The following is a 23,480-nucleotide window of genomic DNA, read 5'->3' on the forward strand; positions in this document are numbered from 1 at the left end:
CGTGCTCCTTCGGAGCCGGAAATGGGGAATCGAGAATCGGGAATTGGGGAAGCCGGGCAATGGAATCGCTAACGGGAACGCGCTCTTGCGATTCCCCATTCCCGACTCCCTATTCCCGAATCACTCAAATATCCGCTTGTCCTTGGCGTATTCACGGGCCTGGTTGCGCGTGATCAGGCTGCGCTTGACCAGATCCTGCAGATGCTGGTCCAGCGTCTGCATGCCGTATTGCTGGCCGGTCTGGATCGACGAATACATCTGCGCCACCTTGTCCTCGCGGATCAGGTTGCGGATCGCCGGAGTGCCGACCATGATTTCCCAGGCTGCGGTACGTCCGCCGCCCACTTTCTTGAGCAATGCCTGCGAAATCACCGCGCGCAGGGATTCGGACAACATCGAGCGCACCATCGGCTTTTCGCCGGCCGGGAACACGTCGATGATGCGGTCGATGGTCTTGGCCGCCGAGCTGGTGTGCAGGGTGCCGAACACCAAGTGGCCGGTTTCCGCAGCGGTGAGCGCCAGGCGGATGGTTTCCAGGTCGCGCAACTCGCCGACCAGGATGATGTCCGGGTCTTCGCGCAAGGCCGAGCGCAGCGCTTCGTTGAAGCCGTGCGTATCGCGGTGCACTTCGCGCTGGTTGATCAGGCACTTCTGCGAGGTGTGCACGAATTCGATCGGGTCCTCGACCGTGAGGATGTGGCCGTATTCGTTCTTGTTGATGTAGTCGATCATGCCGGCGAGCGTGGTCGACTTGCCGGAACCGGTCGGGCCGGTCACCAGGATCAGGCCCTGCGGCTGGTCGATCAACTGGCGGAAGATCGGCGGGCAGCCCAGGTCTTCCAGCGTCAGCACTTCGGACGGAATGGTGCGGAACACCGCACCGGCGCCACGGTTCTGGTTGAACGCATTGACGCGGAAGCGCGCCAGCGAGGGAATCTCGAACGAGAAGTCGACCTCGAGGAATTCTTCGTAATCGCGCCGCTGCTTGTCCGACATGATGTCGTACACCAGCGCATGCACCTGTTTATGGTCCAACGCCGGAATATTGATGCGACGGACATCGCCATCGACACGGATCATCGGCGGCAGCCCTGCAGACAGGTGCAGGTCCGATGCCTTGTTCTTGACAGAAAACGCCAATAGTTCAGCGATATCCATGCGCTGCTTTTCCCCTAGGCTGCGATTGGAAGGTACTCCCCGGCGGGCAGTATAGCGTTCTGGCTGCTGGCGGGAAGCGGCCTGGGCCCGTTTCAGGCCGGCTGCGGCGAGCCTGGCTGAAACGGTTGCTTTGCGCCCGGCACAGGCGTGGCGCTCGACAGGGCGTGCCGGTCTGCGTTGCCGCAGGTCCGCGTCGAATCTGCGGCCCTGGTCGGGATGGGGTTTTCCGCCAGCCGCGCGTCCAGCACGACTTATATGTCAGCGCGGGGCCGGCGCATCAGTGCAGGCGCCCGGCACGCCGCTAGCTGGAAGGAAGCCTCGGCGCGCGGCACTATAGCCCTCTCGTCCTTCTCCGGAATGCCACGTGCCGGCTTCGTCGCTGCAGCAGATTCTCGACGCCATCCACGCCGCCGCAGCCGCACATGCACGTACCGACGTGCGGCTGCTGGCGGTGTCCAAGACCAAGCCGGCGGAGGCTGTTGCCGCGCTGGCCGCGCAGGGCCAGCACGCCTTCGGCGAAAACTACGTACAGGAAGCCGACGCCAAGATCGCCGAATTGCGTGCGCTGGGGCTGGAATGGCATTTGATCGGCCACCTGCAATCCAACAAGGCCGAATTGGCCAGCCAGTGCTTCGATTGGGTGCAGACGGTCGACCGCGCCAAATTGATTCCGCTGCTGGCACGCCACCGCCCGGACAACCGCGCGCCGTTGAATGTGCTGATCCAGGTCAACATCGACGACGAGGACAGCAAGCACGGGTGCGCGCCAGAGGCGATCGACAGCCTGGCCGAGGCGATCGTACTGCAGCCGCGCTTGCAGCTACGCGGGCTCATGGCGATCCCTGCCCCATTTCCCGATCAGGCACGACGCCAGGCCGCGTTTACGCGTATGCAGGCGCTGTTCGAGCAACTCAAAGCCGGTTACCGGCAGGTGGACACCTTGTCGATGGGCATGAGCTCGGATTTCGCCGACGCGATCGCGGCCGGCGCCACCATGGTGCGCGTGGGCACGGCCTTGTTCGGCGCGCGCGATCAGGCGCCGGCTGCCTCCGCCTGATCGCATCTGGCCCACCCACATCGATCTCTTATTGAAGGTGCTGCAATGACCACGCCTGTCGCGTCCACGTCTTCTTCCTCGTCTTCCTGCGCCGCGCTCATCGCCTTCGTGGGCGGTGGCAACATGGCGCGCAGCCTGATTGCCGGGCTGATCCGGCAAGGTATGCCCGCTGCCAGCATCCGTGTGGCCGAACCGGTGGCCGAGTTGCGCGAGGCGTTGGCGCGCGACTTCGGCGTGCAGGTCGTTGAAGATGCACGCACCGCAGTCGACGCTGCGGCGACCTGGGTCTTGGCGGTCAAGCCGCAGGTCTTGCCAACCGTCTGTGCGCAGCTGGCTGATCTAGCGCAGGCACAACAACCGCTACTGGTCTCCATCGCTGCTGGTATCACCACCACGCAGTTGCAGCGCTGGTCGGGCGGCGATGTCGCAGTAGTTCGCGCCATGCCCAACACGCCCGCCCTGCTCGGTGCCGGCGTCACCGGGCTGTATGCCAACGCACGCGTCTCCGACGCGCAACGCCGGCAGGCAACCCGGCTGCTGGATAGCGCCGGGGTCACCGTGTGGATCGACGACGAAGCACAGATGGATGCGGTGACCGCGGTCTCCGGCAGCGGACCGGCCTATGTCTTTCTGCTGGCCGAAGCAATGGAAGCTGCCGCGCAAGCGCAGGGGCTGCCTGCCGAAACCGCGCGCACCCTGGTGCTGCAAACGCTGCTCGGCGCCGCACGCATGCTCACCGAATCGGGCGAAGCACCAGACGTCCTGCGCCGCCGCGTGACCTCTCCCAATGGCACCACCCATGCCGCCATCGAGACATTCCAGGCCGGCGGCTTCGAAGCGCTTACCGTCAAGGCAATTGCCGCAGCTACCGAACGCGGCCGCAGCTTGTCGGCTGCCAATGATTAAGTGAGGCGCCGCAAAACCTGCATGTGCCTCACCGCGCGCATGATCGGCATGGCGCGCACTGCAAGACGAAACGATACGACGACCTGGCACCGCCTCCGCACCAGCGCACAAGGTCGATACAGGGCAATAGATGTAGAAACGCTGCATGGCGCCGGAAACCCCTACATTTCTGGTGGTGGAGTGCACGCCGGCGCTTGCAATCGATGTCGGCCAGATCGCCGGTGTACGCCCTCTTACCCGCAGCGCCAAACGGCCGTCCGCATCGGCGGTTCGCACCATCACCATGCATGTGCGTTATGGCCTTTTCTCGCGCAAACGATCTGCTGCTGTGCGTCAGACACGCAGCGAACTCGCGCAGGGCGCGGTCAAGGCGATGCGTTTTGTGCGCTTTTTCTCCCGCTGGTGAACGAATCCCCGTCGAAAGACGCTTTTTTCGTGTTGTTTCATCGTTTGCCTATTGGCGGCGCGCAGTACTTGCCCTACATTTCGCGTTGCCGACTGGGTCGGCAGACCCATCACCACCAACGAATACGGAACACATCACTCATGGCAAAAACCGCCGCTAAGAAGGCTGCCCCCAAAAAGGCAGTGAAAAAGGTCGCCGCGACCAAGACCGCAAAGCCGGCCAAGGCAGCCGCTGCCAAGTCCGCTGCGCCCAAGCCGATCAAGGAAGCACTGAGCAAGACCGGCCTGGTCGCGCACATTGCCGAAACCACCCAGCTGGCTCCGAAGGACGTGCGCGCCGTGCTGGCGTCGCTGGAAGCCACCGCACATGCCTCGCTGAGCAAGAAGGGCGCCGGCACTTTCACCATCCCGGGCATGCTCAAGCTGACCACCGTGCACGTGCCGGCCAAGCCGAAGCGTAAGGGCATCAACCCGTTCACCAAGGAAGAGCAGATCTTCGCCGCCAAGCCGGCGACCACCAAGCTCAAGTCCCGCATGATGAAGAGGTTGAAGGACGCCGCGCTCTAATCGAGCTCGCATCCGGTGTCATGAAGACGGCCTGCGGGCCGTCTTTTTTTTTTGCGGTCGCGCCGCCGTGTGCAGCACACACCGCTCATCGACACTGCCCTACCCTGCATGCTGGTTCGCCATCTGCAGGTGCCTGTGACCGGTCCGTCGAACACCCCGCCATCGTCACCACGCCCAGCCGCCACACGCAGCCCCGCACGTCGGCTGCGCAGCGTCGTGGTCACGGTTGCGCTTCTGTGCGCTCTGGCGGTGGCCGCGCGCTGGGCCTGGCAGCTGCCGATCGCCCATCAACTCCGTACCCGTTGGGAGCTGTCGCAGATGCCGCCGCCTGCGCAGTTGCATCTCCCGGTGCAAGGCGTGCGTGCGCGACAGATTGCCGACACCTTTGGCGCACCCCGTGGCCGCGACCGTACCCATGCAGGCGTGGATCTCTTCGCGCCACGCGGTACACCCGTGGTGGCGGCAACCCGCGGCGTGGTCAGCGCCATCCGCGACCAGGGCCTGGGTGGAAAGCAGGTCTGGCTCCTGGGTCCGGCGATGGAACGGCATTACTACGCGCACCTGGATGATTGGGCTGCCGGCCTTGCAGTAGGCGATGTGGTCGAGCCCGGCACACCGCTCGGCATCGTCGGCACCACTGGCAACGCGCGCGGCACGCCGCCGCATCTGCATTATGGTGTCTATGGACGCAACGGTGCGTACGATCCACTGCCGCTCCTGCGCAAACCGGCACCACAGCCGGCAAATTGAATACGCTGGAACACTGCGTCATGGCCCGCGCTATCGAGACGGCTGCGTCCTACGCCTATGGTGAGCACAGCCCAGAACGACGCGACCCATATGTCCCGCAAACGCTATCGCATCACGGTCACGCCGATCGAAAACGACGGCCGCCCTTGTGACGACCGCTGCACCATCGAATTCGAACAGCGCTCGCGCGCCGATTGGATGCGGCTGCTCGAAGAGCTACATCTGCGCCGCGACCTGAGCAGCGACGAATGCGCGGCACTGACCGTGGGTTCGCAATTGCTGGAAGACCTGGCGGCCCGTCCACGCGCGCAGCCCAGCGATGCGCTGGACGCGCTGCGTCCCAAGCTGCAGTTGCTGTTGGAACGCCTGCAGCGCGTGCAACCCGCCACCGGCGCCTGAAGACCGCATCGCCGCGTAACCGCTACACTGCGCGCCTCGGGGAAGGGGACGTGCCATGCGCTGGTTGGGAATGATCGTTGTCGCAGCCGCATTCTCTGGTTGCAGCTGTCATCGCAGCGCGGATCCGCAGGCAAACGACGCGTCGGCGACGCAAGCTGCGACCACAGCGCACCCGGTCAAAAACGGCAATGCCGGCGACGCACCGGGGTCACCGGCGCCTGCGGCTGATCCCAACGATGCCATCGCGCTAGCCAACTACGCCAAAGCAAGCGCAACCGTCCAACGCTACCTCGGCGCGTTGCCCGGAGCAGCGCGCGCAGACGCCGATGCGCTGTGGACCGGTGGTCACCCCTCGTCGGTACCTGACGACGCTGCCTTGCGTGCCATTGGCAATATCCAGTCGATGCGCGTCAACAATGACCCACCCATTGCACTGGATCAGGCGCATCCGCCACAGCGCATCGAAGTGCCGGTGCAATTGATCGTGCGTACCACCACCGGCACACAGCGCCTGGTTGGCGCATACCGGTTGCAACCCCACGCCGGCAGCGATAGCTGGGAAATCTATTCGGCCACGCTGCAACCGGTGCTGCGCTAACCCGTGGTTCACCGGCGCCGACTAATGTGATGTCACCTGTTGCCGGAGTCACCCGATGAAACTGCGTTCGCTTGCCGGATCCATGCTCGCCATCGCCTTGGCAATGCCCGTGACCAGCGCCTGGGCGGCGCCGCAGATCCAGGGAAACCAGATCAGCGTACAGGCCAGCGACCTGCAGCAGTATCTGGGCGGTCGCTTTCCGCAGACGCACGACACGCTCGGCGGCCTGATCGCAATGACGGTCAGCAATCCGGCGCTGTCGCTGCCGCCGGGCGACCGGCTCAAGATGGCATTCGATCTTGCCGTCGCGACCGCGGGCGGCGCTCCTGCCCCGGTCGGCAATGTCACCTTGACCAGCGCGCTGCGCTACGACGTGGCCAAGCAAGGCTTCTATCTCGACCAACCCAGCATTGACGACTTCCGCCCCGCTCATGCTGGTGCAAAGCTCGACCACAGCACCCGCCAGCTGCTCAATACCTGGCTAGCCGATTACGCGCGCAAGGAGCCGATCTACCGGATCGATCCGGCAATTGCTTCGGTCATGGGGGCAGTGCAGGTGGAATCGGTCGGTATCCAAAACGGGCGGGTTGCCGTCAACTTCAATCAGAACATCGAGCAAATGGTGCCGGCGGCCGCGCTGTCTGGGAAGTAAGTCCGCCTCATTTCCAGCGTCGATGGCGATTGCCACACAAGGCGGCACACAAAAAATCCAGGCGCAGCAGCGCATGGATCTTTTGTGTCGATCCCGCGCTCGTCACTCACGCAGGCTTATGCCGACAAGGCCGTTGCCACGGCAGCGGCGAACGCAGGAATGTCATCCGGTTTGCGGCTGGTGATCAGATGACCATCGACCACCACTTCGGCATCGCGCCAGCGCGCGCCGGCATTGATCAGATCCGTTTTGACCGACGGCCAGGAGGTGACATCGCGGTCGCGGACCAAGTCGCTTTCAAGCAACAACCACGGCCCATGGCAGATCGCAGCCACCGGCTTTTGCGCGGCCGAAAATGCGCGAATGAACGCGATGGCCTGGCCGTCGGTGCGCAGCGTATCGGGATTGAGCACGCCGCCGGGCAATACGAGCGCGTCATAGGCCTCGGCGTTGGTCTGGCTTAGCTGCCGGTCAACGGCAACCGACTCGCCCCAGTCCGTGTGATTCCAGGCGCGGATCGTCGCGCTGTCGCCTGGTGCGATCACCTCGACTTTGGCGCCCCAGGATTCCAGCAGGCGCTTCGGTTCGGTCAGTTCGGATTGCTCGAAGCCGTCGGTGGCCAGTACGGCGACGGTCTTGCCGGAGAGCGAATAAGACATGTGAGGCTCCTCGTAAAAGAAGCCAAACCCTAGGAAGCGCACCGTTGCGCATCCGTGAACCGATGTGTGCGTGGCGTCAGTACGCCACGTGCTTTTGCACGCTCAGCGCTTGGGCTGCAGCATCGTCCCGGTGCAATTCTTCGAACCGCAACGGCATTCCCAGATCTTCTTCAGGCGCGGCGTATGACGCTCGGCGAGAGTGATGCCGTAGTTATAGGTAAGCTCTTCGCCGGGCTTGATGTCGCGCTTGGCCTCGATGAAGATCTTGTCCTTGCGACGGTCTTCGCCCTCGGCCTCTTCGATCACCGCTTCGCAATTGGGATCGCAGCTGTGGTTGATCCAGCGCGCGACATTGCCTTCGTAGTTCGCATCCAGCACGTAATCGTCGCTGAGCGTAAACAGAAAGGTATGCCCGCTCTCCACGTCGCCGGTGTCGTCCGCATCCACTTCGGCATGCGTGCGCAGGCGCCCCTTGTATTGAATGATGCGCTCGCCCTTACGGAGCGGGGCGAGGGCGAACATGCCATTGCCGTGGATACGTGACTTGCGGGCGGCAACTTTGCGCGACATGTAAGGGTCCAGTGATGGGGCCGCTCATTGTGACCGCAGCGCGCCGATGCGCCAAGCACGAGCGCACCACCTGCCGCAACGGGCCACGCTTGCCGGCGGCTGAACCACGCCATTGGCCCTACCTTGCTGGAAAGAGTACAATTTCGGTCCGCTTTCGGATTTCGCCTGCCCCATGTTGCGCGTTACCAAACTCACCGACTACGCCACCGTCGTGCTGACCGTCCTGGCGGCACGCTGTGATCAGGTGCTCAGCGCAAGCGAGTTGGCCGAACAGGCCGGCCTGGAAGCGCCAACCGTCAGCAAGATTCTCAAGCCGTTGTCGCAAGCAGGCCTGGTTGAAGGTCTGCGCGGCGTGCACGGCGGCTATCGGCTTGCACGCGCGGCCAGCGACATCACGCTGGTGGAGATCGTCGAAGCGATGGAAGGCCCGTTGGCGATCACCGAATGCAGCCAGGACCACAGCCAGTGCGGCATCGCGCAGCACTGCGGCGTGCGCTCGAACTGGCGCCTGATCAACGACGTGGTCGGCGACGCCTTGCGTCGCGTCACGCTTGCGCAGATGTTGCAGCCCCTCTCTCTCCCTGGCGACACCCGTCGGCGCTCCATCGCCGCACGCGTCGCGACCACCTGACCTGTAGGCAGCCCAATGGCCACCGAACTTGCTCCTCCGCAAAACGCCGAGATCCTCGAACGGCTGGGTCGACGTTACGACGCCGGCTTCATCACCGAGATCGAATCCGACTCGCTTCCGCCCGGTCTGGACGAAGACGTCATCCGTGCGCTGTCGGCCAAGAAAGACGAGCCGCAATGGATGACCGACTGGCGTCTTGAGGCTTATCGTCATTGGCTGAAGATGCCGATGCCGGAGTGGGCGAAGCTGCAGATCTCGCCGATCGACTTCCAGGCGCTGAGCTATTACTCCGCGCCCAAGGGCCCTAAGTACGCCTCGCTGGACGAGGTACCCAAAGAATTGCTGGACACCTACGACAAGCTCGGCGTGCCGCTGCACGAACGCGCCAAGCTGGCCGGTGTGGCCGTGGATGCAGTGTTCGATTCGGTCTCGGTCGGCACCACGTTCCGTAAGGAGCTGGCCGAAAAAGGCGTGATCTTCTGCTCGATGTCCGAAGCCATCAAAGAGCACCCGGAGATCGTCAAGCAGTATCTGGGCAGCGTGGTGCCGGTGGGCGACAACTACTTCGCCGCGCTCAACTCGGCGGTGTTCTCCGACGGCAGCTTCGTGTTCATTCCCAAGGGCGTGCGTTGCCCGATGGAACTGAGCACCTACTTCCGCATCAATGCCGGCCACACCGGCCAGTTCGAACGCACCTTGATCGTGTGCGAAGACAAGGCCTATGTGTCGTATCTGGAAGGCTGCACGGCGCCGATGCGCGACGAAAACCAGCTGCATGCGGCGGTGGTCGAGCTGGTGACGTTGGAAGATGCAGAAATCAAGTATTCGACCGTACAGAACTGGTACCCCGGCGATGAAGAAGGCCGCGGCGGCATCTACAACTTCGTCACCAAGCGTGCCGAATGCCGTGGCGCACGCAGCAAGGTGACCTGGACCCAGGTCGAAACCGGCTCGGCGATCACCTGGAAGTATCCGTCGTGCGTGCTGATTGGCGACGACTCGGTGGGCGAATTCCATTCGGTCGCGCTGACCCACCATCGTCAGCAGGCCGACACCGGCACCAAGATGATCCACATCGGCAAGCGGACCAAGAGCAAGATCGTCAGCAAGGGCATCAGCGCCGGGCGTGGTCAGAACACCTATCGCGGCCTGGTCAAGGTGGATCGCAATGCGGACGGCGCACGCAACTACACCCAGTGCGATTCGCTGTTGATCGGCAAGCAGTGCGGCGCGCACACCTTTCCCTATATCGAGGTGAAGAATCCCGGCGCCACCGTCGAACACGAGGCCACCACCTCCAAGATCAGCGACGACCAGCTGTTCTATTGCCGCGCGCGCGGCATCAGCCAGGAAGATGCGGTGTCGTTGATCGTCGACGGCTTCTGCAAGCAGGTCTTCCGCGAACTGCCGATGGAGTTCGCCGTGGAAGCCAAGAAGCTGCTGGAAGTTTCCTTGGAAGGCAGCGTCGGCTGACACATCTCTCTTCTCCCCTCGGGAGAAGGTGGCGCGCAGCGCCGGATGAGGGTACGAGCGAAGCCAAGTGCACTCAAACAGCACGATGCTTCGCACCAACCCTCACCCCACCCCCTCTCCCGGCGGGAGAGGGGCTCAATCACTGGATACGACTATGCTCAACATTCAAAATCTCCACGCCAGCATCGCCGGCAAAGACATCCTCAAAGGCCTGTCGCTGGACATCCAGCCCGGCCAGGTCCACGCCATCATGGGCCCCAACGGCGCGGGTAAATCCACGCTGGGCAATGTGCTGGCAGGTCGCGATGGCTATGACGTCAGCGCGGGCACCGTGCAATTCGAAGGCAAGAATCTGCTCGACCTGCCGCCCGAAGAACGCGCCGCTGCCGGCCTGTTCCTGGCCTTCCAGTACCCGGTGGAAATCCCCGGCGTCAACAACACCTATTTCCTGCGTGCTGCGCTGAATGCGCAGCGCAAGGCGCGTGGCGAAGACGAACTGGATTCGATGCAGTTCCTCAAGCTGGTGCGCCAGAAGCTGGCCGTGCTGCACCTGAAGGACGAGCTGCTGCATCGCGGCGTCAACGAAGGCTTCTCCGGCGGCGAAAAGAAGCGCAACGAGATCTTCCAGCTGGCCGTGCTCGAGCCCAAGCTCGCCATCCTGGACGAGACCGATTCCGGCCTGGATATCGATGCGCTCAAGAGCGTGGCTGACGGCGTCAATGCGCTGCGTTCGCCGGAGCGTTCGTTCCTGGTCATCACCCACTACCAGCGCCTGCTCGACTACATCACCCCGGACGTGGTGCATGTGCTGTCCGAAGGACGCATCGTGCAGAGCGGCGGCCCGGAACTGGCGCTGGAGCTGGAAAAGCACGGTTACCACTTCTTGAAGGACCGCGTGGTACCTGAGGTTGCCGCCTGATGAGCGCACTGCTCGATTCCCTGGCACGCGGCTTCCGCGGCGACGATACGCGCCGTGCCGAGCTCGATGCCGCCCTGCAGACCGGCCTGCCCGGCCCGCGCGCCGAGGCATGGAAATACACCTCGTTGCGGCAGCTGGAACGTCGCAGCTTCCAGCCCGCTCCGCTGGTGCCAACACTCGTGGATGCCGCCGCGCTGGACGACATCCCGTCGCCGCGCCTGGTCTTCGTCAATGGTCGCCCGTCCGAGGCGCTCAGCGATCTATCCACCTTGCAGGATGGCGTGCAGCTGGACACCTTGGCGGCGTCGTTGGCGGCGAGCGGCGAGGCGCAGCAGCTACTGGGCCGCCGTTTCGACGGCAGCGACGAAATCTTTGCGCGCTTGAATGCAGCGCTTGCCGACGAAGGCGTGCTGGTGCGTGTGCGCGACGGTGCGCAGATCGAGCTGCCGCTGCACCTGGTGTTCGTCAGCGTGGCCGGTGAGCACGATCTGTCCTGGCATCACCGCCACTTGATCGAATTGCGTGCCGGCGCTGCGTTGCAGGTGGTCGAGCATCATCTGCATGTGGGCGACGCCGCACATCTGGAAAACAGCGTGATGCATGTGCACCTGGCGCAGGACGCGTCGCTCTCGCATGCGCGCATGCAGGCCAACAGCGCGCATGCCACCTCGCTGCTGCGGACCGACGCGGTCCTTGCGCGCAACGCGCGCTACCAGCGTGTGGACCTGGAGCTGGGTGCAGGCCTGTCGCGGCACGAGCTCAATGTGCGCCTTGAGGGCAGCAATGCGCAGCTCACCGCCAATGGCGTGCTGCTCGGCAATGGCCGCCGGCATGTCGATACGCGCCTGGGCATCGAGCACATTGCGCGCGACACCGCTTGCGAACTGGTGTGGCGCGGCGTGGGCGCGGACCGCAGCCGCGTTGTGTTCCATGGCAGCATCCGCATCCGCGCAGGTGCCGACGGCACAGATGCGCGGCTGTCCAACAAGAATCTGCTGCTGTCGTCCAACGCCGAAATCGACACCCAGCCGGTGCTGGTGATCGATGCCGACGAAGTGCAGGCCGCCCATGGTGCCACGGTCGGTCAGCTCGACGACAATGCGTTGTTCTACCTGCGATCGCGCGGGTTGCCGCAAGAACAGGCACAGCGCCTGCTCAGTGCGGCGTTCTGTCACGAACCCTTGCGCGTCCTCCCGGCCGCGTTGAGTGCCGTGCTGGCAGTGCAGCTGGACCGTGCGTTGAACTCGGCAGGCGTGGCATGAATATGCCCGCCGTCCCGCATAACGCGGTGCCCGATTGGGACCGCGTGCGCCTGGATTTCCCGCTGTTAATGCGGCAGGTACATGGCAAGCCGCTGATCTATTTCGACAATGCCAACACCGGCCAGAAGCCGCTGCAGGTGATTGCGGCCACCGACGAGTTCTATCGCCGCCAGAACGCCAACGTCAGCCGTGCCGTGCATGCGCTCGGCAGCGAAGCGACCGATGCGTTCGAAGGCGCGCGCAGCAAGCTCGCACGTTTTCTCAACGTCCGCGCCGATGAGTTAGTGCTGTGCAGCGGCACCACCTTCGCAATCAATCTGGTGGCGTATTCGTGGGCATTGCCGCGGTTGGGCGTGGGTGATGTGATCCTGATCTCACGCATGGAGCACCACGCCAATATCGTGCCTTGGCAGCTGGTAGCGCAACGCACTGGCGCCACCATCCGCGTGGCCGAAATCACGCCCGATGGCGCGCTGGATCTGGATGCGCTGCGCAAGGCAATGACGCCAGACGTCAAACTGCTGGCAATCACCCACGTGTCCAACGTACTGGGCACGGTCAACCCGGTCCGCGAGATCTGCCGCGAGGCGCGCAAGCGCGGCATCGTCACCGTGGTGGACGGCTCGCAGGCGGCACCGCATCGGCGCATCGATGTGGCCAGCATCGGCTGCGATTTCTATGCCATCACCGGCCACAAGATGTGCGGGCCTACCGGCACCGGCGCGCTGTGGGCACGCCGCGAACATCTGCAGGCGATGCCGCCATTTTTGGGCGGCGGCGAGATGATCAAGGAAGTCAGCTTCGAAAACACCGTCTTCAACGACGCGCCGCACAAGTTCGAAGCCGGCACGCCGAATATCGCGGGCTTTATCGGCCTGGGTGCGGCAGTGGATTACCTGGAGTCGGTCGGGCTGGCACACGTGGAAGCGCGCGAAGCCGAGTTGCTCGCCCACTTCACCGAGGAGCTGCAGCGCATCGATGGCCTGCGCATGTTCGGCACAACGCCCGACAAAGCTGCAGTCGTATCGTTCCTGATCGAGGGGGCGCACTCGCACGATCTGGCCACCCTGCTCGACCTGGAAGGCGTCGCAGTGCGTTCCGGCCAACACTGCGCACATCCATTGCTGCAGTACTACGGCGTCGCCGCCACCTGCCGCGTCTCGCTGGCGTTCTACAACACGCACGACGAGATCGAGCGCTTCGTTGCCGCGTTGGTGAAGGTGCGTCGACTCCTGGGCTGATTGGAATCGGGAATGGAGAATTGAAACAGCGGTTGTCCCGAACGCCGGTAACGTTCGATGCGTGGAACAGGGTTCGTCGAGCAGCGCGACGCTTTTCCCCCGTCCCCATTCCCGATTAAACTGCCCGCATGCAGACCACCACTTTCCGCGCCGCCACCGTCGATGACATCGACGCTCTTGTCCGACTGGTGACCTCGGCCTATCGCGGCGATAGCAGCCGCGTAGGCTGGACCACCGAGGCGAATATTCTCGATGGCGCGCGTATCGACCCTGCCGTGCTGCGCGAAGATATCTTGCGCGAGCGCAGCCTGGTGCTGCTGGTCGAGCAGGATGGGCGCCTGCAGGCCTGCGCGCATATCGCCGATGATCATGGCGCCGGGTATTTCGGCATGTTTGCGGTCGATCCATCGTTGCAGGGCAGCGGGCTCGGCAAGACGCTATTGGCCGAGGCAGAGCGCATTGCGCACAGCCAATGGCAGCTACCGGTGGTGCGCATGACCGTGATCAATGTGCGCAACGAACTCATCGCCTTCTACGAACGCCGCGGGTATCGCCGCACTGGCATCGTCAAGCCCTTCCCGTATGGCGATGAGCGTTTCGGCATTCCGCTGCGCGAAGATCTGCATTTTGAAGTGCTGGAAAAACAGTTGAACCGGCCGAGCCCGTGAGCGACACCTGGACCTTCGTCTGCGCCAACGATGCACTGCTGCCCGGCGAAATGCAGACCGTCTGGGACGAGGTCACCGACGCGCCGATTGTGGTATTCAACCTCGACGGCGCGCTGTACGCACTGGAAGACCGCTGCAGCCACGAAGACTACGAATTGTCGCCTGGCACCTTCGACCCGGTTGCAGGGACCATCGAGTGCCAGTTGCATAGCGCACGCTTCGATATCCGCGATGGTCGTCCGTTGTGCGCGCCTGCCTACACCGCCGTGCCCAAGTTCCCGGTCAAGCGCGAACACGACGGCATCTGGACGCGCGACGACCGCTAGGCGCGCTCTCAAGCCCTGTTGCTGCACGGTAGAGGTCGCCATAGCGCAGTGGACTGCCACGCCGATTAATACATATTGCAAAGAAGAATGATTTGCATTTAAGATCGCAGCCCTTAAGGCCTTCTTAACAACTGGCCTGCCCGCGATCTCATGCACCCAACCCTGCTCGACACCTGCCTCGTTCATTCGCCCTGCCTGTGCCTGGCCGCACAGCGCTTCGGCATGCCTGGCCCATGTGGCTGTCGGCAAAGCGCTTCAAGTTAGCAGGCGCAGCGTCCACGCATCCCATCCCGCATCCGCCGAGCCATCGCCAGGCAGGAGCCTCGCACCTCTTTGAGACCTTCCATGACTCCTCGCATTTCCCCGCTCGCCTCGGCCGTCGTGCTGACGCTGTCCGCCCCCGCTTTCGCCCAACCTGACGATGCGCCGGCGCCTCCGGGAGCGGTAGATCTGGATGCGATCCGGGTGCAGCAGGAACGTGCGCAGAAGCCGTCATCGCCCAAGTACACCGAAGCGCTGCGCGACACGCCGCAGACCATCACCGTGGTCACCAAGCAGACCATGGACCAGCAGAATCTGCTGTCGCTGCGCGATGTGCTCAGCACCCTGCCCGGCATCACCTTCGGTGCGGGCGAAGGCGGCGGCGGCTATGGCGACAGCATCAACCTGCGCGGCTTCACCGCCAGCAGCGACATCACCACCGACGGCGTGCGCGACAGCGCGCAGTACAGCCGCAGCGACACCTTCAACCTCGAATCGGTCGAGCTGATCAACGGTGCCAACTCGGCCATGTCCGGCGCCGGCTCGGTGGGCGGCAACATCAATCTGGTGACCAAGACCGCAGGCCAGGGCAACTTCACCAACGTCATGATCGGTGGCGGCAGCGACCGCTACGGCCGCCTCACTGCCGACAGCAATTACGATTTCGAAAACGGCACCGCCGTACGTTTGAACGCGATGGGCCACACCCAGGACGTGCCGGGCCGCGACGAGGAATTTCGTCACCGTTGGGGCTTTGCGCCATCGGTGGCCTTCGGCCTGGGCGCGGACACACGCTTCACGCTGAGCTATCTGCACCAGCACGACAACAACCTCCCGCAGTACGGCGTGCCGTTCGCGCTCAGCCCGTTCAACGATGGCCCGTTGCCAGGCGTGGACCACGAAACCTATTACGGCTATCGCAATGTGGCGCGTCAGGAAATCGACGTGGACATGCTCACCGGCGTGCTGGAAATGGACTTCGACGACAACGTCAAATTGCGCAGCCTGGCAAGGCTGCAACGCGTGGACCAGAGCACCACGGCCACCGCACCGGAAGGTACCTGGTGCCTGCCCAACAACACCAACGCCTACACCGGCCGCACTTGCGTGGGCCAGCCGCCGTCCACCTGGAACCCCAACAGCGGGCCGCGTGGCCTGGTGCGCGATACCGAAAACCTCATCGCGCACAGCCAGACAGATCTGACCGCCACCCTGCACACGGGCGCGATCGAGCATCGCCTGGTCGCAGGCGTCGCCTTCAGCAAGGAAGACTTCGAGCTGGATAGCGGTTCGATCTTCCGCAACGCCGATGGCTCCACCACCGGCATCACCTATCCGCTGCAGACCTTCGACAACCCATACAACATCTGGACCGGCCCGCAGAATTATTTCCGCACCGGACACAGCAAGGGCAGCCTGACCAATCAGGCGGTGTATCTGTTCGACACGCTGCAGTTCAACGAGCAATGGATGCTCAACCTGGGCGGCCGTTACGAACACAACGAGGGCGACACCACTACCTACACCGTCAACGCCACCGGCGGCATCACCGGCGTGAGCGCGGGCTTCCCGGCAAGCAGCAAGGAGGACTTGTTCTCCTACCGCGCCGGCCTGGTGTTCAAGCCGGTCGACAACGCCAGCCTGTATCTGTCCTACGCAAACGCGAAGACGCCATCCAAGGCCTCGGTCAACGGCTCGTGCACGCCGATCGCCACCGCCACGGCCGGTGCCAACTGCAATGTCGCGCCGGAAAGTGCGGTCAATATCGAACTGGGCGGCAAGTGGGACGTGCTGAACGAGCGTCTGGCACTGACGGCGGCGGTGTTCCGCAACGAGCGGGAAAACTACAAGGTCAACAGCGGCGATCCGCTGATTCCCGAGCAGGTGCTCGACGGCAAGGCCCGCGTGGACGGCATCGCGCTGGGCGCGGCCGGCTATCTGACCGAGCGCTGGTCGATCTTCGCCAACTACACCTTCCTCGATAGCGAAGTGCTACAGAGCGTGTCCAACCGCACCGCCAGCCTCACCGGCGACCCAGTCGCCGGACGCGAACTGGTGCAGACCCCGCGTAACGCCGGCAATCTCTGGACCACCTACCAGCTCAACCAGTGGACCTTCGGCTACGGCGTCAACTACCAGGGCAGCTTCTATCCGAACAACACCTCCACGGCGGTCTACCGCGAGACCGACGCGTACTGGGTGCACCGTGCGATGATCGGCCTGCGCGTCAACGAGTGGCTCAGCCTGCAGTTGAACGTCAACAACCTGTTCGACAAGGTGTACTACACCAGCATCCGCAACAACCTCACCGTCAACGCCGCAGGCACCGTCACTGCCGGCAGCGGCTGGGCGCTACCGGGCGATGGCCGCTCGGCGGTGTTGAACGCCACTTTCAGTTTCTGACTTCTTGCACGTCGTCCGCATGGCGCGGGCGGCGTGGAGACAACCGCATGTTGCTGCCCATTCCCGATGTTCTCAGCCCCGCGCAGCTCAGCGAGTTGCGCGCACGTCTGGATGCAGCCGACTGGGAGGATGGGCGCATTACCGCCGGCCACCAATCGGCACAGGCCAAGGACAATGCGCAGCTGCCCGAAGACAGCGCCATCGCGCGCGAGGCCGGCGCCCTGGTGTTGGAGGCGCTCTCGCGTAACAGCACGTTCTTCTCGGCGGTGCTGCCGCGCAGGATTTACCCGCCGCTGTTCAATCGCTACAGCGGCGGGCAGTCGTTCGGCTATCACGTGGACAACGCGGTGCGGTACGACCGCAGTCGTGGCGGCGCGGACCCGGTGCGTACCGATGTCTCGGCGACGCTGTTTCTCAGCGAGCCGGACAGCTACGACGGTGGCGAGCTGGTGATCGAAGACACCTACGGCACACAGTCGGTCAAGTTGCCGGCCGGGCATCTGGTGATCTACCCGGGCACCAGCCTGCACCGGGTCATGCCGGTGACCCGCGGCACGCGCGTGGCGTGTTTTTTCTGGACGCAAAGCATGCTGCGCGACGCTGCGCAGCGCCGCCTGTTGTTCGAACTGGATGTCTCGATCCGCCGCCTCACCCAGGACACGCCCGGCCATCCCTCATTGATCCAGCTCACCGGCGTATATCACAACCTGTTGCGGCAATGGGCCGATGTCTGAGACGGCGCTGGATTTTGCGCAGCTGACCGCGTTGCTGCGCACGCAGCCGGAACAGGCACGCGCGCTTTTGCACAAAGCCGCTGCGCGGCAGGACGTGGGCGCGCAGCTCCTGCTCGCGCAGATGTATGCGGAAGAACGCGGCATTCCCGCCGACCCGGCCATGGCAATGCTGTGGTACGAAGTGGCCGCCAATGCCGGACATCCGGAAGCGATGAATCAACTAGGCCGCTGCCACGAACTGGGCTTTGGCACCGATACCAACGAAGTCCTGGCCGCGTTGTGGTATCGCCGTGCTGCCGAACATGGGCTGGATTGGGGCATGTACAACCTGGCGCACCTATACGCCTCCGGGCGCGGCATGGAGCAGGACCACGTGCAGGCCTTGACGCTGTATCGCCGCGCGGCCGAACGCGGACATGCCAAGTCGATGAATTTCCTGGCGCGCTATCTCGACCAGGGCCTGGCCTGCGATGCCGATCCGATAGCCGCACGCGCGTGGTATCAGCGTTCTGCCGAAGCTGGCGATTTCCGCGGCCAGGCCGGCTACGCCACGTTGCTCGCCGACAGCGGCGAGCTTGATGACGCCGAACAGTGGATGCGCCGCGCCATCGCAGGTGGTCACGCCGGCTTTCTGCACCAGCTCACGCCGCTGCTGGCAGGCACGCGCCATCCACGCCTGCATGCGTTGCTGCACGAAGTGGCTGCACGGCAGTTGCAACTGCCGCCCTGCATCCCTGCAGACGTGGCCTGAGCGCAGCATGTCGACGTCAACCGACACCACGCTCGCCACCGTGCAGCAACGCCGCGGCTTCTGGCTGCGCCTGCTGCATCAATGGCACTGGATCAGCTCGGCGCTGTGCCTGATCGGCATGCTGCTGTTTACGGTCACCGGGCTGACGTTGAATCATGCCGCGCGCATCGAGGCCAGCCCATCGACCGAACAACGCACGCTGACGCTGCCGCCAACACTGCTACAGACGCTAGGCAAGCGGCAGGACGGTAACGCACCACTGCCGCCGCGCGTGGCGCAATGGGTGGGGCGCGAGCTCGATATCAGCATCGGCACGCGCAACGGCGAATGGTCGGCCGACGAGGTATATGTCGCGCTGCCACGCCCTGGCGGCGATGCATGGCTGAGCCTGGATCGCACGACGGGTGCGGTCGAATACGAGCGCACATCGCGTGGGTGGATCGCCTATCTCAACGATCTGCATAAAGGCCGCAACGCCGGGCCGGCCTGGGGCTGGTTCATCGACGTGTTCGCCATCGCCTGCCTGGTGTTCTGCATCACCGGCCTGTTTCTGCTGCATCTGCATGCGCGTCAGCGCAGCATGACCTGGCCGCTGGTCGGCCTGGGCCTGCTGATTCCGCTGCTGATTGCCTTGCTGTTGATCCACTGACCTTCTACCGGAGACGATCATGCGCGCCACCCTGACCATCGCTCTGAGCGGCCTGCTCGCCATGCCGGCGTATGCCGCCACACTCGACATCAACGTGGAGATTCCCAAGCTCAACGTCGCCGAGTATCACCGCCCGTATGTGGCGATCTGGCTGGAAAGCGCCGACCAGAAAGTCGCCGCCAATCTGGCGGTCTGGTACCAATCCAAGGACACCGCCGAAGGCCATGGCACCAAGTGGCTGCCGGATCTGCGCCAATGGTGGCGCAAAAGCGGCCGCACCCTGACCGTGCCGGTCGATGGCGTGACCGGCCCTACCCGTCCGGCCGGCGCGCACGCGCTGTCGTTCTCCGACACCAAAGGCGCATTGAAGTCGCTACCTGCAGGCCAATACACGCTGGTGGTGGAAGCTGCGCGCGAAGTCGGCGGCCGTGAACTGGTCAAGGTGCCTTTCACCTGGCCGGCGACGTCCGCGCAGACAGCAAAGGCCAGCGGCAGCAGCGAGCTCGGTGCCGTCAGTCTGGTTGCAAAGCCCTGAGCGCCGCATTGCCATTCGTAGCGATCTCTCCACTAACGTCGCTTCTACTTTTGTCACGCACCCCTTGCGCGTTGCGCCACCGCCTGCAGCTCAGACCCCAAGTTTTCCACGCATCCACGCATCCACGCAGCGTTGCAGTCTCGCGCCGATCAGACACGTGACCCATCGTTGTCATCGTCTTCCAAGGAGTTGTCATGAAACGTTCGCTCGTTCTGGTCGCCCTGCTTGCCGCACTGCCGCTCAACGCACTTGCCCACAAGGCCTGGCTGCTGCCGTCGCAGACCGTCCTTGCCGGCGAAGCGCCGTGGATTACGGTCGATGCCGCCGTCTCCAACGACCTGTTCTACTTCAACCACGTGCCGCTGCGCTTGGAGAACCTGAGCATCACTGCACCCGATGGCAGCGCGCTCAAGCCGGAGAATCCAGCCACCGGCAAGTACCGCAGCGTGTTCGACCTGCAGCTCACCCAGCCGGGCACCTACAAGCTCGCCATAGTCAACGCCGGCCTGTTCGCCAGCTGGAAAGAAGACGGCAAACCCAAGCGCTGGCGCGGCAACGAAACCAGCTTCGCCACCGAAGTGCCGAAAAACGCCAAGCAACTGCAGGTGTCCCAATCGCTCAACCGGGTGGAAACCTTCGTCACCCGCGGCGCACCCACGACAACCGTGTTCAAGCCCAGCGGCAAGGGCATCGAGTTGATTCCGGTCACGCACCCCAATGATCTGGTCGCGGGCGAAGCGGCGCAGTTCACTCTGCAGCTGGACGGTACACCGACCGCCGGGCTGGAGATCGAAATCGTGCGCGGTGGCACCCGTTATCGGGATGCGCAGAACGAGATCAAGCTGAAAACCGATGCAAAGGGCGGCTTCAGCGTGACCTGGCCGCAGGCCGGGATGTACTGGCTGGAAGTTACCAGCGAAGACACCAAGACCTCGTTACCGCAGGCCAAGCAACGACGCCTGGGCTATGTCGCCACGCTGGAAGTGCTGCCGCAATAAGAGCTGCGAAAAAACTGCTGCGCCCATCGCCAGACGGGCGCCGACAGTGCTCGGTGCGGCAGGAACCACTCGTACGCGGCGGTTCCTGTGCGCCATGCACACCCGGCCGGCGGCCGCTCGCTACTTTTATTAGCCACGTTAAGCTGCCAGAGGCGGCAGCAAACGCACGTTTGCTGCATCCTGCCGCTTTCCGCACCCACCTGATCACCCCATGCCCGCAGCGCCTTCCGCCGACCACGATATCGCCACCCTGGGCGGCCGCAGCATGGGGACCACATGGAGCGTGAAACTGGTGGTGCCGCGCGGACGCGACCTGCATCCGCTGCATGCATGCATCCAGGACGCCCTGGATCGCGTGGTGGCGCAAATGAGCACCTGGGAAGCGGCGTCCGACATCAGCCGCTACAACCGCGCGCCGGCCGGTAGTTGGCACACCTTGCCGGAAGACTTCCATGCGGTGCTGAGTGCCGCACTGGAAATCGCACGAGCCAGCAACGGCGCCTTCGATCCCACCATCGGCCCGATGGTCGAGTTGTGGGGCTTTGGCGCCTCTGGCGGCTCACAACGCGTTCCCTCGCGCGAGCAGATCGCGCTGGCCAACTTGCGGTGCGGCTGGCAGCGCCTGGATCTGGACGGCATGCGCGTGCTGCAGCCTGGCGCAGTGGCGCTGGATCTTTCCGGAATTGCCAAGGGATTCGGCGTGGACAGCGTGCACCGTGCGCTGGTGCACGCCGACATCGCCAGCGCATTGATCGAAGTCGGCGGCGAATTGTTCGGATACGGCCGCAAGCCCGATGGCAGCGCATGGCGCGTGCTGGTCGAATCCGCACCCGACGAAGATGCCGGTGCAGCATTGCCGGCACGCGTTCTCGCGCTGGACGGCCTGGCCGTGGCCACCTCGGGCGATCGCTGGCACCGCTTCGACGCCGATGGCATCCGCTATGCGCACACGTTCGATCCGCGCACAGGCGCACCGGTGCCGCACGCGCCTGCCGCCGTCACCGTGCTCGCGCGCGAGGCGATGCACGCCGATGCCTGGGCCACGGCAATGACCGTGCTCGGCGTCGATGCCGGACTCGCCTATGCACGCACTGCGCAACTTGCGGTGCGCTTCCTCTCGCGCAGCAACGGCGCGCTCCACGAATCGATGAGCCCGACGTTCGAACAGCAGCTGGCCGCGTCATGCGCCTAGCGGCACCACGCGCCTGGCTCGGCAACGGGCTGGTATTGCTTGCATTGGCTGCGCTGCTCGCATGGTTCGGCAGCCTGCATCAAGGCGAATGGTGGAGCCAGCCGACGCTGCATCGCTGGCAACTGGCTGCACTCGCCGTTGCGGTGTACGCGGCAATGTGCCTGATCGTCGCGTGGTGCTTGCGCACGCGCGTCATCGCGCAACGCGGCGACGCCAGCGGCATATTGATTGCCTGGGCAAGCCAGACCGGATTCGCGCGCGAACTGGCCGAGCGCAGCGTCGCTGCACTGCAATCGGCGGGCGTGGGCGCATGCGCACTACCGCTGGACGCAGTAGATGCCAGCCAACTCGCGCGCGTGCCGCGGCTGCTGTGCATCGTCAGCACCACCGGCGAGGGCGATGCACCGGACCACATGCAGGCAGCCGAGCGCGGCTGGCTTGCGGGCGACAGCCAGGACCTGGCGGCGGTGCGCTACGCCGTGCTTGCGCTGGGCGACCAGCGTTACGCGCAATTCTGTGCGTTCGGCCGCCGTCTCGACAATCGTCTGCGGGCGCGTGGCGCAACAGCGTTATTCCGGCGCATCGAGGTCGACAACGCCGACCCACGTGCGCTGCAACAGTGGCAGCGAAAACTGACGGAACTGGCACCCGCACTGGCAACGCAGCAGGATTGGAGCGTACCGACCTATGCGGCCTGGCAGCTGCGCGAGCGTGTCCACGTCAATCCCGGCAGTGCCGGCGCGCCGATCTATCGGCTGCGATTGACGCCTTGCGATGGCCAATTACCACCGTGGAAAGCAGGCGACATTGCCGAGATCGCGCCACAACATCCACCCGCTGCGGTGGATGCCTGGTTGCAGCACCATCAGCACGACGGCGCGCAGCGTATCGACAGGCGCACGCTACGCGAATGGCTCAGCGGCGCGCAGCTTCCTGTGGATTTGGCAGTAGATCTGGATGTGGAAGTGGATGCGGCTGTAGCCGCAAGCAACACAAATGAAGATGCACATGCGACTGCGATTACCGCTACGGATATCACTTCAAACATCGACACCGCATCACCACTGGACACAGCAACGCTGGTGCGGAACCTGGTTGCCCTACCTCATCGCGACTACTCGATCGCCTCCATTCCCGACGAAGGTCAGGTCGAATTGCTGGTACGCCAACACCGCCATAGCGAGGGCAACCTGGGCTTGGCCAGTGGCTGGCTGTGCGTGCACGCACCGATCGGCGCACCGATCGCGTTGCGCCTGCGCAGCAACCCAGGCTTTCACCCACCGGCACCGGATCAACCCATGCTGCTGATCGGCAACGGCACCGGCATCGCCGGCCTGCGTGCGCATCTGCGCGCACGCATCGCTGTCGGCGCGCGGCGTAACTGGCTGGTGTTCGGCGAACGTAACGCTGCGTACGATGCGCTGTACGCAGACGAACTACAGCATTGGCAACAGACCGGCTGGCTCGAACGTCTGGACCGCGTGTATTCGCGCGATCAGGATCAACCTGCACGCTATGTGCAACACGCACTGAGCGCAGCGGCCGATGACGTGCGCTTGTGGGTCGAACAAGGTGCCTGCCTCTACGTCTGCGGCAGCCTGCGCAGCATGGCGCCGGAGGTAGACCACGCGCTAGACAATATCCTGGGTGCGTCCGGCAGACAGCAACTGCTACACGACGGCCGCTATCGACGCGATGTGTACTGATCCGCAGCAC

At 64.1% G+C, this 23,480-nt stretch carries 26 protein-coding genes and 1 other RNA gene; 24 read left to right on the top strand and 3 right to left on the bottom strand.

Features of this window, described 5'->3' with window-relative positions:
* Window positions 1–120 precede the first annotated feature (120 nt).
* Window positions 121–1,158: a type IV pilus twitching motility protein PilT gene (locus tag XpruCFBP8353_RS01510; protein WP_003489919.1), complete on the bottom strand. Its 1,038-nt coding sequence runs from the start codon at window positions 1,156–1,158 to the stop codon at window positions 121–123.
* A gap of 364 nt (window positions 1,159–1,522) precedes the next feature.
* Between XpruCFBP8353_RS01510 and XpruCFBP8353_RS01515 the strand changes: the two genes are divergently transcribed.
* The 8 genes from XpruCFBP8353_RS01515 to XpruCFBP8353_RS01550 all read left to right on the top strand — a co-directional run bounded on the left by XpruCFBP8353_RS01515 (window position 1,523) and on the right by XpruCFBP8353_RS01550 (window position 6,492).
* Complete coding sequence (locus XpruCFBP8353_RS01515) at window positions 1,523–2,215, top strand: YggS family pyridoxal phosphate-dependent enzyme (protein ID WP_101361620.1); 693 nt, start codon at window positions 1,523–1,525, stop codon at window positions 2,213–2,215.
* 45 nt (window positions 2,216–2,260) lie between these two features.
* Window positions 2,261–3,121, top strand: a complete 861-nt coding sequence (proC, locus tag XpruCFBP8353_RS01520; RefSeq protein WP_101361621.1) for a pyrroline-5-carboxylate reductase — start codon at window positions 2,261–2,263, stop codon at window positions 3,119–3,121.
* Window positions 3,122–3,266: 145 nt separating this feature from the next.
* Window positions 3,267–3,527, top strand: a complete 261-nt coding sequence (locus XpruCFBP8353_RS01525; protein ID WP_101361622.1) for a hypothetical protein — start codon at window positions 3,267–3,269, stop codon at window positions 3,525–3,527.
* Window positions 3,528–3,667: 140 nt separating this feature from the next.
* Entirely contained in the window at window positions 3,668–4,093 is a 426-nt protein-coding gene (locus XpruCFBP8353_RS01530) for an HU family DNA-binding protein (RefSeq protein WP_101361623.1), read from the top strand.
* Window positions 4,094–4,201: 108 nt separating this feature from the next.
* Window positions 4,202–4,843: a M23 family metallopeptidase gene (locus XpruCFBP8353_RS01535; RefSeq protein ID WP_101361624.1), complete on the top strand. Its 642-nt coding sequence runs from the start codon at window positions 4,202–4,204 to the stop codon at window positions 4,841–4,843.
* A 57-nt stretch (window positions 4,844–4,900) separates the two neighbouring features.
* Complete coding sequence (locus XpruCFBP8353_RS01540; protein ID WP_101361625.1) at window positions 4,901–5,242, top strand: DUF3861 domain-containing protein; 342 nt, start codon at window positions 4,901–4,903, stop codon at window positions 5,240–5,242.
* 55 nt (window positions 5,243–5,297) lie between these two features.
* On the top strand, window positions 5,298–5,840 hold the full coding sequence (locus tag XpruCFBP8353_RS01545) for a hypothetical protein (RefSeq protein WP_165786144.1): 543 nt from the start codon (window positions 5,298–5,300) through the stop codon (window positions 5,838–5,840).
* A 55-nt stretch (window positions 5,841–5,895) separates the two neighbouring features.
* Complete coding sequence (locus tag XpruCFBP8353_RS01550) at window positions 5,896–6,492, top strand: DUF1439 domain-containing protein (RefSeq protein WP_101361626.1); 597 nt, start codon at window positions 5,896–5,898, stop codon at window positions 6,490–6,492.
* Window positions 6,493–6,608: 116 nt separating this feature from the next.
* On the opposite strand, the gene XpruCFBP8353_RS01555 is transcribed toward XpruCFBP8353_RS01550, so the two are convergent.
* Both XpruCFBP8353_RS01555 and XpruCFBP8353_RS01560 read right to left on the bottom strand, forming a co-directional pair.
* Window positions 6,609–7,151 (bottom strand): type 1 glutamine amidotransferase domain-containing protein, encoded by a 543-nt coding sequence (locus tag XpruCFBP8353_RS01555; protein WP_101361627.1) that lies wholly within the window; start codon window positions 7,149–7,151, stop codon window positions 6,609–6,611.
* A gap of 102 nt (window positions 7,152–7,253) precedes the next feature.
* Window positions 7,254–7,721 (bottom strand): SET domain-containing protein, encoded by a 468-nt coding sequence (locus XpruCFBP8353_RS01560; protein ID WP_047339648.1) that lies wholly within the window; start codon window positions 7,719–7,721, stop codon window positions 7,254–7,256.
* A 172-nt stretch (window positions 7,722–7,893) separates the two neighbouring features.
* Here XpruCFBP8353_RS01560 and XpruCFBP8353_RS01565 point away from each other — a divergent pair, with 172 nt between their 5' ends.
* The 16 genes from XpruCFBP8353_RS01565 to XpruCFBP8353_RS01640 all read left to right on the top strand — a co-directional run bounded on the left by XpruCFBP8353_RS01565 (window position 7,894) and on the right by XpruCFBP8353_RS01640 (window position 23,470).
* On the top strand, window positions 7,894–8,352 hold the full coding sequence (locus XpruCFBP8353_RS01565; protein WP_101361628.1) for an SUF system Fe-S cluster assembly regulator: 459 nt from the start codon (window positions 7,894–7,896) through the stop codon (window positions 8,350–8,352).
* A 15-nt stretch (window positions 8,353–8,367) separates the two neighbouring features.
* On the top strand, window positions 8,368–9,825 hold the full coding sequence (gene sufB / locus XpruCFBP8353_RS01570) for a Fe-S cluster assembly protein SufB (protein ID WP_019304725.1): 1,458 nt from the start codon (window positions 8,368–8,370) through the stop codon (window positions 9,823–9,825).
* A gap of 154 nt (window positions 9,826–9,979) precedes the next feature.
* Entirely contained in the window at window positions 9,980–10,744 is a 765-nt protein-coding gene (gene sufC, locus XpruCFBP8353_RS01575) for a Fe-S cluster assembly ATPase SufC (RefSeq protein ID WP_101361629.1), read from the top strand.
* Window positions 10,744–12,006 (top strand): Fe-S cluster assembly protein SufD, encoded by a 1,263-nt coding sequence (gene sufD, locus XpruCFBP8353_RS01580; RefSeq protein ID WP_101361630.1) that lies wholly within the window; start codon window positions 10,744–10,746, stop codon window positions 12,004–12,006. The genes sufC and sufD overlap by 1 nt, the downstream gene beginning before the upstream one ends.
* On the top strand, window positions 12,003–13,247 hold the full coding sequence (locus tag XpruCFBP8353_RS01585; protein ID WP_101361631.1) for a cysteine desulfurase: 1,245 nt from the start codon (window positions 12,003–12,005) through the stop codon (window positions 13,245–13,247). Before sufD ends, XpruCFBP8353_RS01585 begins: the two co-directional genes overlap by 4 nt.
* Window positions 13,248–13,375: 128 nt before the next feature.
* On the top strand, window positions 13,376–13,915 hold the full coding sequence (locus XpruCFBP8353_RS01590) for a GNAT family N-acetyltransferase (RefSeq protein ID WP_101361632.1): 540 nt from the start codon (window positions 13,376–13,378) through the stop codon (window positions 13,913–13,915).
* On the top strand, window positions 13,912–14,241 hold the full coding sequence (locus tag XpruCFBP8353_RS01595; RefSeq protein ID WP_101361633.1) for a non-heme iron oxygenase ferredoxin subunit: 330 nt from the start codon (window positions 13,912–13,914) through the stop codon (window positions 14,239–14,241). Before XpruCFBP8353_RS01590 ends, XpruCFBP8353_RS01595 begins: the two co-directional genes overlap by 4 nt.
* Before the next feature lie 345 nt (window positions 14,242–14,586).
* Window positions 14,587–16,905 (top strand): TonB-dependent receptor, encoded by a 2,319-nt coding sequence (locus tag XpruCFBP8353_RS01600; RefSeq protein ID WP_101361634.1) that lies wholly within the window; start codon window positions 14,587–14,589, stop codon window positions 16,903–16,905.
* 47 nt (window positions 16,906–16,952) lie between these two features.
* Window positions 16,953–17,639, top strand: coding sequence for a Fe2+-dependent dioxygenase (locus XpruCFBP8353_RS01605; RefSeq protein ID WP_101361635.1), 687 nt, complete (start codon window positions 16,953–16,955; stop codon window positions 17,637–17,639).
* Complete coding sequence (locus XpruCFBP8353_RS01610) at window positions 17,632–18,390, top strand: tetratricopeptide repeat protein (protein WP_101361636.1); 759 nt, start codon at window positions 17,632–17,634, stop codon at window positions 18,388–18,390. Before XpruCFBP8353_RS01605 ends, XpruCFBP8353_RS01610 begins: the two co-directional genes overlap by 8 nt.
* 7 nt (window positions 18,391–18,397) lie before the next feature.
* Window positions 18,398–19,039, top strand: a complete 642-nt coding sequence (locus XpruCFBP8353_RS01615; protein ID WP_101361637.1) for a PepSY-associated TM helix domain-containing protein — start codon at window positions 18,398–18,400, stop codon at window positions 19,037–19,039.
* A 19-nt stretch (window positions 19,040–19,058) separates the two neighbouring features.
* The gene (locus XpruCFBP8353_RS01620) at window positions 19,059–19,574 is read left to right on the top strand and encodes a DUF2271 domain-containing protein (RefSeq protein WP_101361638.1); all 516 of its coding nucleotides are present in this window, start codon (window positions 19,059–19,061) and stop codon (window positions 19,572–19,574) included.
* A 194-nt stretch (window positions 19,575–19,768) separates the two neighbouring features.
* On the top strand, window positions 19,769–20,572 hold the full coding sequence (locus XpruCFBP8353_RS01625) for a DUF4198 domain-containing protein (protein WP_101361639.1): 804 nt from the start codon (window positions 19,769–19,771) through the stop codon (window positions 20,570–20,572).
* A gap of 60 nt (window positions 20,573–20,632) precedes the next feature.
* A non-coding RNA gene (locus XpruCFBP8353_RS01630) (sX9 sRNA) lies at window positions 20,633–20,707 on the top strand.
* A gap of 76 nt (window positions 20,708–20,783) precedes the next feature.
* Window positions 20,784–21,764, top strand: coding sequence for an FAD:protein FMN transferase (locus XpruCFBP8353_RS01635; protein WP_101361640.1), 981 nt, complete (start codon window positions 20,784–20,786; stop codon window positions 21,762–21,764).
* Window positions 21,755–23,470, top strand: a complete 1,716-nt coding sequence (locus XpruCFBP8353_RS01640) for a sulfite reductase subunit alpha (protein ID WP_101361641.1) — start codon at window positions 21,755–21,757, stop codon at window positions 23,468–23,470. Before XpruCFBP8353_RS01635 ends, XpruCFBP8353_RS01640 begins: the two co-directional genes overlap by 10 nt.
* Window positions 23,471–23,480: the final 10 nt, after the last annotated feature.

Origin of the sequence: Xanthomonas prunicola, assembly GCF_002846205.1 — a bacterium.
GTDB classification, from domain to species: domain Bacteria; phylum Pseudomonadota; class Gammaproteobacteria; order Xanthomonadales; family Xanthomonadaceae; genus Xanthomonas; species Xanthomonas prunicola.

Bases quoted from the DNA above. Each gene is read 5' to 3' on its own strand.
- sufC (WP_101361629.1), top strand. From the start codon at position 9,980: ATGCTCAACATTCAAAATCTCCACGCCAGCATCGCCGGCAAAGACATC.
- XpruCFBP8353_RS01535 (WP_101361624.1), top strand. From the start codon at position 4,202: ATGCTGGTTCGCCATCTGCAGGTGCCTGTGACCGGTCCGTCGAACACC.
- XpruCFBP8353_RS01615 (WP_101361637.1), top strand. From the start codon at position 18,398: ATGTCGACGTCAACCGACACCACGCTCGCCACCGTGCAGCAACGCCGC.
- XpruCFBP8353_RS01610 (WP_101361636.1), top strand. From the start codon at position 17,632: ATGTCTGAGACGGCGCTGGATTTTGCGCAGCTGACCGCGTTGCTGCGC.
- XpruCFBP8353_RS01550 (WP_101361626.1), top strand. From the start codon at position 5,896: ATGAAACTGCGTTCGCTTGCCGGATCCATGCTCGCCATCGCCTTGGCA.
- proC (WP_101361621.1), top strand. From the start codon at position 2,261: ATGACCACGCCTGTCGCGTCCACGTCTTCTTCCTCGTCTTCCTGCGCC.
- sufB (WP_019304725.1), top strand. From the start codon at position 8,368: ATGGCCACCGAACTTGCTCCTCCGCAAAACGCCGAGATCCTCGAACGG.
- XpruCFBP8353_RS01540 (WP_101361625.1), top strand. From the start codon at position 4,901: ATGGTGAGCACAGCCCAGAACGACGCGACCCATATGTCCCGCAAACGC.
- XpruCFBP8353_RS01600 (WP_101361634.1), top strand. From the start codon at position 14,587: ATGACTCCTCGCATTTCCCCGCTCGCCTCGGCCGTCGTGCTGACGCTG.
- XpruCFBP8353_RS01525 (WP_101361622.1), top strand. From the start codon at position 3,267: ATGGCGCCGGAAACCCCTACATTTCTGGTGGTGGAGTGCACGCCGGCG.
- XpruCFBP8353_RS01530 (WP_101361623.1), top strand. From the start codon at position 3,668: ATGGCAAAAACCGCCGCTAAGAAGGCTGCCCCCAAAAAGGCAGTGAAA.
- XpruCFBP8353_RS01560 (WP_047339648.1), bottom strand. From the start codon at position 7,721: ATGTCGCGCAAAGTTGCCGCCCGCAAGTCACGTATCCACGGCAATGGC.
- XpruCFBP8353_RS01585 (WP_101361631.1), top strand. From the start codon at position 12,003: ATGAATATGCCCGCCGTCCCGCATAACGCGGTGCCCGATTGGGACCGC.
- XpruCFBP8353_RS01620 (WP_101361638.1), top strand. From the start codon at position 19,059: ATGCGCGCCACCCTGACCATCGCTCTGAGCGGCCTGCTCGCCATGCCG.
- XpruCFBP8353_RS01545 (WP_165786144.1), top strand. From the start codon at position 5,298: ATGCGCTGGTTGGGAATGATCGTTGTCGCAGCCGCATTCTCTGGTTGC.
- XpruCFBP8353_RS01565 (WP_101361628.1), top strand. From the start codon at position 7,894: ATGTTGCGCGTTACCAAACTCACCGACTACGCCACCGTCGTGCTGACC.
- XpruCFBP8353_RS01625 (WP_101361639.1), top strand. From the start codon at position 19,769: ATGAAACGTTCGCTCGTTCTGGTCGCCCTGCTTGCCGCACTGCCGCTC.
- XpruCFBP8353_RS01605 (WP_101361635.1), top strand. From the start codon at position 16,953: ATGTTGCTGCCCATTCCCGATGTTCTCAGCCCCGCGCAGCTCAGCGAG.
- XpruCFBP8353_RS01635 (WP_101361640.1), top strand. From the start codon at position 20,784: ATGCCCGCAGCGCCTTCCGCCGACCACGATATCGCCACCCTGGGCGGC.
- sufD (WP_101361630.1), top strand. From the start codon at position 10,744: ATGAGCGCACTGCTCGATTCCCTGGCACGCGGCTTCCGCGGCGACGAT.
- XpruCFBP8353_RS01640 (WP_101361641.1), top strand. From the start codon at position 21,755: ATGCGCCTAGCGGCACCACGCGCCTGGCTCGGCAACGGGCTGGTATTG.
- XpruCFBP8353_RS01510 (WP_003489919.1), bottom strand. From the start codon at position 1,158: ATGGATATCGCTGAACTATTGGCGTTTTCTGTCAAGAACAAGGCATCG.
- XpruCFBP8353_RS01590 (WP_101361632.1), top strand. From the start codon at position 13,376: ATGCAGACCACCACTTTCCGCGCCGCCACCGTCGATGACATCGACGCT.
- XpruCFBP8353_RS01555 (WP_101361627.1), bottom strand. From the start codon at position 7,151: ATGTCTTATTCGCTCTCCGGCAAGACCGTCGCCGTACTGGCCACCGAC.